The 8270-nt window shown below is 64.0% G+C and carries 7 protein-coding genes and 1 pseudogene; 1 reads left to right on the forward strand and 7 read right to left on the reverse strand.

Annotation, left to right across the window (positions count from 1 at the left end):
- Positions 1-71 precede the first annotated feature (71 nt).
- The 6 genes from QZV93_RS04205 to uvrC all read right to left on the reverse strand — a co-directional run bounded on the left by QZV93_RS04205 (position 72) and on the right by uvrC (position 6782).
- Positions 72-1451 carry an N-acetylmuramoyl-L-alanine amidase gene (locus QZV93_RS04205; protein WP_295556243.1) on the reverse strand — a complete coding sequence of 460 codons (1380 nt, stop codon included), beginning with the start codon at positions 1449-1451 and terminating at the stop codon, positions 72-74.
- Between the two features lie 214 nt (positions 1452-1665).
- Entirely contained in the window at positions 1666-2136 is a 471-nt protein-coding gene (locus QZV93_RS04210; RefSeq protein WP_295556244.1) for a molybdenum cofactor biosynthesis protein MoaE, read from the reverse strand.
- Positions 2137-2145: 9 nt separating this feature from the next.
- On the reverse strand, positions 2146-2397 hold the full coding sequence (gene moaD, locus QZV93_RS04215; RefSeq protein ID WP_295556356.1) for a molybdopterin converting factor subunit 1: 252 nt from the start codon (positions 2395-2397) through the stop codon (positions 2146-2148).
- A gap of 59 nt (positions 2398-2456) precedes the next feature.
- Entirely contained in the window at positions 2457-3047 is a 591-nt protein-coding gene (gene pgsA / locus QZV93_RS04220; protein ID WP_295556246.1) for a CDP-diacylglycerol--glycerol-3-phosphate 3-phosphatidyltransferase, read from the reverse strand.
- A 354-nt stretch (positions 3048-3401) separates the two neighbouring features.
- Positions 3402-4289, reverse strand: a complete 888-nt coding sequence (locus QZV93_RS04225) for an NAD(P)-dependent methylenetetrahydromethanopterin dehydrogenase (RefSeq protein WP_295556247.1) — start codon at positions 4287-4289, stop codon at positions 3402-3404.
- 468 nt (positions 4290-4757) lie between these two features.
- Entirely contained in the window at positions 4758-6782 is a 2025-nt protein-coding gene (gene uvrC, locus QZV93_RS04230; protein ID WP_295556248.1) for an excinuclease ABC subunit UvrC, read from the reverse strand.
- Between the two features lie 218 nt (positions 6783-7000).
- Here uvrC and QZV93_RS04235 point away from each other — a divergent pair, with 218 nt between their 5' ends.
- The gene (locus QZV93_RS04235) at positions 7001-7966 is read left to right on the forward strand and encodes a hypothetical protein (RefSeq protein ID WP_295556249.1); all 966 of its coding nucleotides are present in this window, start codon (positions 7001-7003) and stop codon (positions 7964-7966) included.
- A gap of 13 nt (positions 7967-7979) precedes the next feature.
- Here QZV93_RS04235 and QZV93_RS04240 read toward each other — a convergent pair.
- Positions 7980-8270 (reverse strand): annotated as a pseudogene (locus QZV93_RS04240) (hypothetical protein); the annotation flags it as partial.

Consider the following 8270-nt stretch of genomic DNA (forward strand, 5'->3'; position numbering starts at 1 on the left):
TCGGAGATCGGAACTGAGGAGAGGTCGGAGATCGGGATTCGAGAGGGAGCGAAGATCGGCGATGCGCCGCCCTACATCGGCAGCCGCGCAATCTGATTGCCGAAATAGTTCTCGACCGCCGTCATGATCGAATCCGAGACTTTGTCCCGCCACGTGTCGGACGCCAGCAGAGCCGCATCCTCCTTGTTCGTGACGTAGGCAAGTTCGATCAGAACCGAAGGAAACTGAGCCGTCTTGAGGACCCGGAAAGCAGCTTGCTGATCCGGCTTCGCACGCAACTCGGTGCTCGTGCCCATGAACTCGATGACCGACCGCGTGAAGATGCTTGTCCGCTCTTGCGTCGCGTCCACCTCGCGTCCGGCGAGATCGGCCAGAATGCTCTTAACAGCCGAGATGTCGGTGCCGAGACTGGCCTGCTTCATGGACTCCACCTCGTCCTTGGTCAGAACGGCGCTGGAGACCTCGCCCTTGGCCGAGCGCTGGAGCGCGTTGGCGACTGTCTCGCGCAGCGAGTAGATAGTCGCCCCACGCGCCGCGGAATTGCCGCCCGCATAATCGGCGTGCACGGCAATGAACAGGTTGGCCTTGTGCTCCTCGGCATAATCGACGCGCTTGTCCAGCGGAACGAACACATCCTTGTCGCGCGTCATCAGCACTTTGTAGCTGCCGGTTTTCTCGAGCTTCTCCTTCAGCATCTTGCTGAAGGCCAGCACGACATCTTTTTCGACGACGCCGTTCTTCATGGCGCCCGAGTCGTCGCCGCCGTGACCGGGATCGATGACGATGATCGGCTTGAAGGAACGCGCTGCCATCTCGTCAGGCCGCATGGCCGGCGTCGGCAGTGGCGGTTGCATGTCGACGGCACCGAGCGAGGAGAGCGACACGGTCTTGAGCGGCTTCTTGGTGCCGGCCGGCGGGGCGACGGGCACGATGTCGAGCGCCAGGCGGTGCCCCTTGCCATCTTCGGAGGCAACGATGTTCGCGCCATCGACCACCACCGGACGAATGACCTCGATCACGACACGCGACTTGCCGGGACCTGATGCGCCGGCGTGAAAGCTGCGTACGAGACCGACGGCGATATTCTCCTCCGGCTGCGGGGGAAGCTGGAGGGCCGAGGCGGAAATATCGACGATGACGCGGTTCGGATTCGAGAGCGAGAAGACCCGGAACTCGACCTCTTTCGGGAGGCCGATAAGAAAGCGGGTGTGGAGGACGTCGCCGCCGAGCGTGGCGGAGGGGGCAGCGGGTGCGGCGGCGGGCTTGGCCTTCGCCGCGACACCAATCGAGCCAGTCGTCGCAGGAGATTTCTTCGATTTTTCAGCAGACGGAGCGGGTGCGGCACCTCGCGCCTCGGCATCATCCCCGGCCAAAGCGGCAAACGGGAAACCGAGCGCAAAAAGCGCACAGATAGGTTGCAGCGCACAGCGCCGCAAAAATCCGATCGTCATCGTTGTGTGACCCCCGTCTACGCAACACTGTCCTTTGGCGGGACGGTCATTAAGTAACCGCAAATGATGGCGTTTTGCAGGACGCCATCGGGCAATGTTATGGAACGCTAAAGGTTAATGTTTTGCTAACTGCCCCACCCGTTAACCCGATTGATACTATGATTTGTCAGCAGGTTCAACGAGGTAGTACGAAGAGATGAGAGATTGCTTACGGTTACTTTTTCGTTGACGGTCCGCCCCACCGGCGGAGCGCCTCGCCGTCCGTCTCCCGCGCATCGACCCAGGCTTCCGTGCCGTCGGCAAGGGCTTCCTTTTTCCAGAACGGGGCCCGCGACTTGAGATAGTCCATAAGGAATTCGGCGCCCTCGAAGGCTGCCTGCCGGTGCGCCGAGAGCGTCACCACGAGAACGATCGGATCGCCTGGATGGAGCTCCCCATAGCGGTGCACTACGAGCGAGCCGGCGAGCCCGAACCGTCCGACGGCCTCCGCCTCGATGCGCGCCAGCTCGGCTTCCGTCATCTCCGGATAGTGCTCGAGCGTCAGCGAGGTCAGCGCATGTCCGTGCGCCTTCCCGCGCACAAGCCCGGTGAAGGTGACGACACTACCGATGTCTGTCCTGCCGGCAACGAGTGCGCGAACCTCGGCATCCGCATCGAACGCCTCGCGCTGCACGCGGACCGCCATCGTCGCCCCCTATCCGCCCGTCACGGGAGGAAAGAACGCGACCTCGCGCGCCCCCCGGATCGGGGCCGTCGCCTTCACATGCACATGGTCGAGGGCCGCACGAACCACACCTGGGCGCTGGAATGCGGACTCGTACTCGGAGCCGCGCGCCACAAGCCAAGTGACGAGATCGCCCACCGTGGCCACAGTACCCGGAACCTCGATGGTCTCCTCGGCGCGGCCGACCTTCTCCCGAACCCAGGCGAAATAGCGCACCGTAATGCGCTGCCCGGCTGCCCCGGACGCCGCGCTCTCGCTCAATGTTCCGCTGTCCACGGCGCTCATCCTTCCATGGCGTGGCGTATACCAGCCTTGAGATAGTCATAGCCCGTCCAAAGCGTAAGCACCGCAGAAAGCCAAAAAAGCCCGATCCCGGCCGTCGTAATCCCGGGCACGATCCGCTCGCCCGCCGGCCCGGCGAGGAGGCACGCCAGTGCCACCATCTGCGCCGCCGTCTTCCATTTCGCCAGCGCCGTCACGTGCACCTTCACATTGAGCTCGGCAAGAAACTCCCGGAGTCCCGAGACCAGGATCTCGCGGCAGAGGATGATGACGGCCGCCCAGATCGACACCCCGTCGATGGTACGATCGTGCACCAGCATGATCAGCGCAGCGCCGACGATGAGTTTGTCGGCGATCGGATCCAGCATCCGTCCGAGCGTCGACTGCTGTTCGAGCCGTCGCGCCAGGTAGCCGTCGAGCCAATCGGTGATCGCCGCGGCGACAAAGAGCCAGAAGGCGGCCCACCGGCCGGCCTCGCCCTCCACCATCAGCAAACAGGCGACGAGCGCAGGAACAGCCGCAATACGTGCGTAGGTCAGCACGTTGGGCAGGCTGATCGCTTGCGGCCGGGTCGGAATAGGCGGGTCCATGGACCCTAGGTAACACCATTGCCGCACACGCCAGTCAATGGGGTACACGCCTAGGGCTAAACGGAAAACACAGTGAGCCCAAACAAGGGGCAGTCCCTGCACGGTAATCTGGCTTGTCCACAGGCTAATTATGGGGCATGAGGATTAAATCGCACGGCAACTCGTTGTCGTTGCGGAAGCGTCAAGCAGCCGACCTATGTACTGCGTCGTCGACTGCATGTCGGCAGCGCTCGGAATGTAGCCGCGTATCTGGGATTCGAGCGCAAACGGAGCGGAGCAGGAGCGAAAAGCTCCTGCTCCGCTCTTTCATTTGAACGGTCGGGAAAACCGTCTCAGAGACGGCGAAGCGATGCGTCAGGCCGCAGCCCGGCGCCGCTGCTTGGCACGCGGGGGCGCCTCGGACACGATCTCCCGCGCCAGCACGAAAGCGTCGCGGAAATCGAGATCCAACGTCTGCGGTGAGGCCAGCATGCGCCGGAAGAGGCCGGCTTGGGTCTTGTACTTCACGTCGCCGATGGCGAGCGCCCCGACGCCAAGCGTGCTTGAGCCCGGCAGCGGCGCTCCATCCATGAAAAGATCCATCCCTTCGATGCCGTAGGGCGGGACGGCATTGACGTCGGCCGCCACGAGCAGATTCGGCGCCCGCGCGATGAGGCTGCGCGGCAGGATGTTGACACCGGCCGGACCAGCCGTGAAAGCCACGTCCGAGACGGCCAGGATCTGCGCCTTGAGCGCGTCCGTCTGCCCCGCGACCGGTTCCAGGGTCACGCCGAAACGCGCCCGGGCAAACTCGGCCAACTCGACCAGCGGTTCCACCGTGTCGTGGGCGACGATGCGCACCTTGGCACCCTCTCCGGCGGCAATCACGGCCGACGCGAAGCCGACAACGCCGGCCGCGCCGAACACCGACACCCGGCGTCCCTTGAGCGCCCGGCCGGCACTACGATTGAGCACGCGCTCGACAAGCGCCACCATCGCCGCCGCGGTCGTGAACGATCCGCCGGGATCGGCAAAAACCGAGATTTCGAACGGCGGCACCATGGCCGCACGCGCCGCCTTCATCATGTCGAGCGCCAGCGTGATGTCCTTGCCGCCGATGAAAACACCGGTCTTGGCCTTCGGCGGACGCGAGAAGATCGCATCCTGCACTAGGACACCGACATCACCAACCGTGACCGCACTGTACGGCAGCACGATCTTGTAGCCTGAATCGACCGCCATATTGCAGTCGAACGGACTCATGAATTTCTGCGGTGAAAGCATATAGAGAACAGGCAGAGATCCCACCGCGGGTGTCTTCGCGCGCGACGACTGGTTGCGCGTCGAATTCGCGACATCAACCTTCGTTGATTTCACCGATTTCGCTTTTTTCGCCGGCGCCTTCTGCCGCGAAGGAACCCGATCCAATTGACCAGAAATCGACACGTCGTTTCCGGGCAAACCCTCGATAGCACGCATGAACGAAGTTCCTCTATCCCCTTGTTGGGGCTTACTATGCAGATCAGTGGGGCAACGCTGGGACCTGCACCAAGCCGATGTCAATTCGCCGCATCGGCAATGACAAATATGGCGGCGCATTGGTTGAAAAAAGATTTGAATAGATCACTCAAAAAAACTTTGTCGCATAACCAAGGCGCGGCAAATGATCCGAAAACGCATGGAATGCGCACTCAACTCTGAATCGACGGTAAATAACCACGGACGGGTGATTCAAATCCGGCGCTCATGAAAGAAGTCGTAAATCTTTTGCGCCATCTCCTGCGATATGCCGCTGACGGCTTGTAGATCGTCCACGCCGGCCCTCGAAACGGCTTTGGCCGATCCGAAATGCTTCAGCAACGCCCGCTTGCGCGTCGGCCCGACGCCCGGGATCTCGTCGAGTGGATTGACACCGAGCGACTTGGCCCGCTTGGCCCGATGCGTCCCGATCGCGAAGCGATGCGCCTCGTCCCGCAGCCGCTGCACGAAGTAGAGAACCGGATCGCGCGGCTCGAGCATGAAGGACGGGCGCCCCGGCACATGAAAGTGTTCGCGCCCCGCATCCCGGTCCGGCCCCTTGGCGACGCCCACCACCGCGATCTCGGCCAGCCCAAGCGCCGCCAGCACCTCGCGCGCCACCGTGAGCTGCCCGGCGCCGCCATCCACCAGAACGAGGTCCGGACGGTCGGGCAAGACATCGCCAAGCGGCGATCCCTCCGCCTCTTCCTCGCCGGGCGGCTCCGCTCCCTCCTCGGCAGCCACATGCTCCCAGAGCGCCTCGGGCTGGGAGGCGGCCGGCGCTTCCGCCTCGCTTTCGGCAAGTCTGCGGAAGCGCCGCTCGAGCACCTCGCGCATCATTCCGTAGTCGTCGCCGGGCGTGAGCTGCTCCGATCGGATGTTGAACTTCCGGTAGGCACTCTTGGCGAACCCCTCGGAGCCGGCCACGATCATGGCTCCGACCGCGTTCGTGCCCATGATATGGCTGTTGTCGAATACATCGACGCGGCGCGGCGGCCGTTTGAGCCCGAAGCGCTCGCCAAGCGCCGCCAGCAGCGTTCGCTGCGACGAGGATTCGGCAAGCTTGCGCCCCAACGCTTCGCGCGCGTTCGAAAGCGCATGATCGACCAGCCCCGACTTGACGCCCCGCTGGGGAACGCGGATCTCGACCTTGCGGTCCGCCTTGATGGACAGCGCCTCGGCGAGCAGCACGTGGTTGGCGATCTCGTGCGAGAGGAGAATGAGCCGCGGCACGGGCTTGTCGTCGTAGAACTGCGCCACGAAGCTATCCAGCACCTCTTCCACCGGCAGAGACCGGTCGGCCTTCGGATAGTAGGCGCGGTTGCCCCAGTTCTGCCCGACGCGGAAGAAGAAAACCTGAATGCAGGTCTGCCCGCCCTCCTGAAACGCGGCGAACACGTCCGCTTCCTCGACACCGTCGGGATTGATCGCCTGCTCGGCCTGCACGTGCGCCAGCGCCCACAGGCGGTTGCGCAGCATTGCCGCGCGCTCGAACTCGAGCTTCTCGGCCGCCTCTTCCATCAGCCTCTGATACATTTCCCGCACCGACTGGCTTTCGCCCTTGAGAAAGCGCAGCGCCTCCTCGACCAGGCGGCCGTAGTCGTCGAGACTGATTTCGCCCGTGCACGGCGCCGAGCAGCGCTTGATCTGATGCAGCAGGCACGGCCGCGTCCGGCTTTCGAACACGCTGTCGGAGCACGAGCGCAGGAGAAACGCCCGCTCCAGCATGTTGATGGTGCGGTTCACGGCTCCCGCCGAAGCGAACGGCCCGAAATATTCGCCTTTCACGGTCCGCGCGCCGCGGTGCTTGAGGATCTGCGGCGCCCCCTGATCGCGGCGGATCAGGATGTAGGGAAACGACTTGTCGTCCCGCAGCGTGACATTGAAACGGGGCCGGAAGCGCTTGATGAGATTGGCTTCGAGCAGCAGCGCCTCGGCTTCCGTGCGCACGGTCACGAACTCCATGGCCGCCGTCGCCTGGATCATGCGGATGGTGCGGTTCGGCAGCCCAGCGAGCCGCGTATAGTTCTGCACGCGGGCCTTGAGATTGCGCGCCTTGCCGACATAGATCACGTCGCCCCCCGCATCGAGCATGCGGTAGACGCCGGGCCCGGCCGTCAAAGTTTTGAGATAGCCGGCAATCACGTCCGGACCGGTCGCGGTCGGACGCTCCTCGGCGGGCTCGCTTCCTTGCACGGGGGCAGGAACGCCGCTGGCCTTGTCGGAGGGGGTGGGCATGGCCGCTACATTGGCGCCGCAAGCGCCCCCGTCAAGCCGAACGGCGTCGAATGGACTGGGGCGTCGCCACAAAACCGCCCAGGACATCCCGGCCCTTGGCCCAGGGACAACAGGCACGCAATCCGCCAACGGCCTCGAAGGCTTCGGACACAAGCCGTCCGAAAGCCTAAACGAGCGGCCGCAAAGACTGTATACGGCACGTCCGGAGGTGACGGCCCATGCGAATTCTGATCGCGCTTCTGATCGCAACGCTCGCGCTGACGCCATCGCTGGCCAAGGACAAGGCCAAGCGCCAGGCAGCGCCGGAGTTCAGCAAGTCCGAGCACGTTCTGAAATGGATCAACGAGTACCGCCAGGTGCCGGACCCCGACCGCCTGCCGGACGCCGTGCGCGCCATGGGCAACCTCGGTCTCTTCCGCGAGCTGGACAACGCCGGGGTCTACATCGGCTTCATGGCCGGCGTGCTCGGCTCCAATCCCGACCAGGCCGAACGCCTCGTCTCGCGCATGTTCCCGATGCCGCCGGAGGACCAGGTCGTTTTGATCCGTGCCATCGCCTATTCCGGGCTGCCGGACTGGAAGGATCTCCTGCAGAAGTTCGTGGAGCGCATGCCGGCGCGCATGGTGCTCCTCCGCAAATACCTCTACGGCGACGGCAAGACCCTCGCCGAGCTGCCCATCGACGAAGGCGGCGCTTACGTCATCGACGCCCTGTGGGGCTACTACTTCGCCACCGGCCATCGCGAGCCCATCACGCGCATCGTCGGCGCGCTCGCCATGTCGAACGACAAGAACGACGTCGAGAAGGTGACCATCGGCTCCATGGCCAAATGGACGCTCGCCACCAACGCCTCACGCGAGAAGGATCTGCTCGATATCCTCTCCGGAGAGATGAACACGCAGCCGGCTGAGGTGAGAAGGCCGCTGCGCGAGGTGATCGAGGCGGCTGAAACCTTCGAGACGGGCAAGATCAAGAAGGACGCCCTCGCCGCCATCGAGGAGTTGAAGACCAAGGGATCGCAGCGCTCCCGCGACTATGTCTGGTGGGGGCAGGCCGGTCAGACGGCGTTGGCCCTCGGCTGCGTCGGCGCCGCGGCCGGAGGGCTGGTGGCGCTCGGCATTCCATGCGTTGTCGGAGGCGCGGTTTCGGGCGCGGCTCTCAAGTACTTCGCACCCGAGCAGTAACGCGACAGCCTGATCAATCCGGACAGAGACTCCGCGCCTTGGAGAGTGCCTCATCGCGCGAAAGGAACGTGCCAAGCACCTCGCCGCCTTCCGATCGCGAGGCGAGAAACGTCTTCGTCATGCTGTCCTCGAAGCCGTCGAGCACGGACAACGCCACGTAATGCACGTCATCGCCCTCGGGCGATTTGACGAGCACCGTCGTCTCGCCGCCGTAACGTGCACTCTCGATCACGCAGCGCCCCGGCTTCACGCCGAGACCCGACGGCGGCGCAAACTCGGACCCGCCCGATCCGCCAATCATGAA

It is taken from the genome of uncultured Hyphomicrobium sp., assembly GCF_902826555.1.
Taxonomy (GTDB): domain Bacteria; phylum Pseudomonadota; class Alphaproteobacteria; order Rhizobiales; family Hyphomicrobiaceae; genus Hyphomicrobium_C.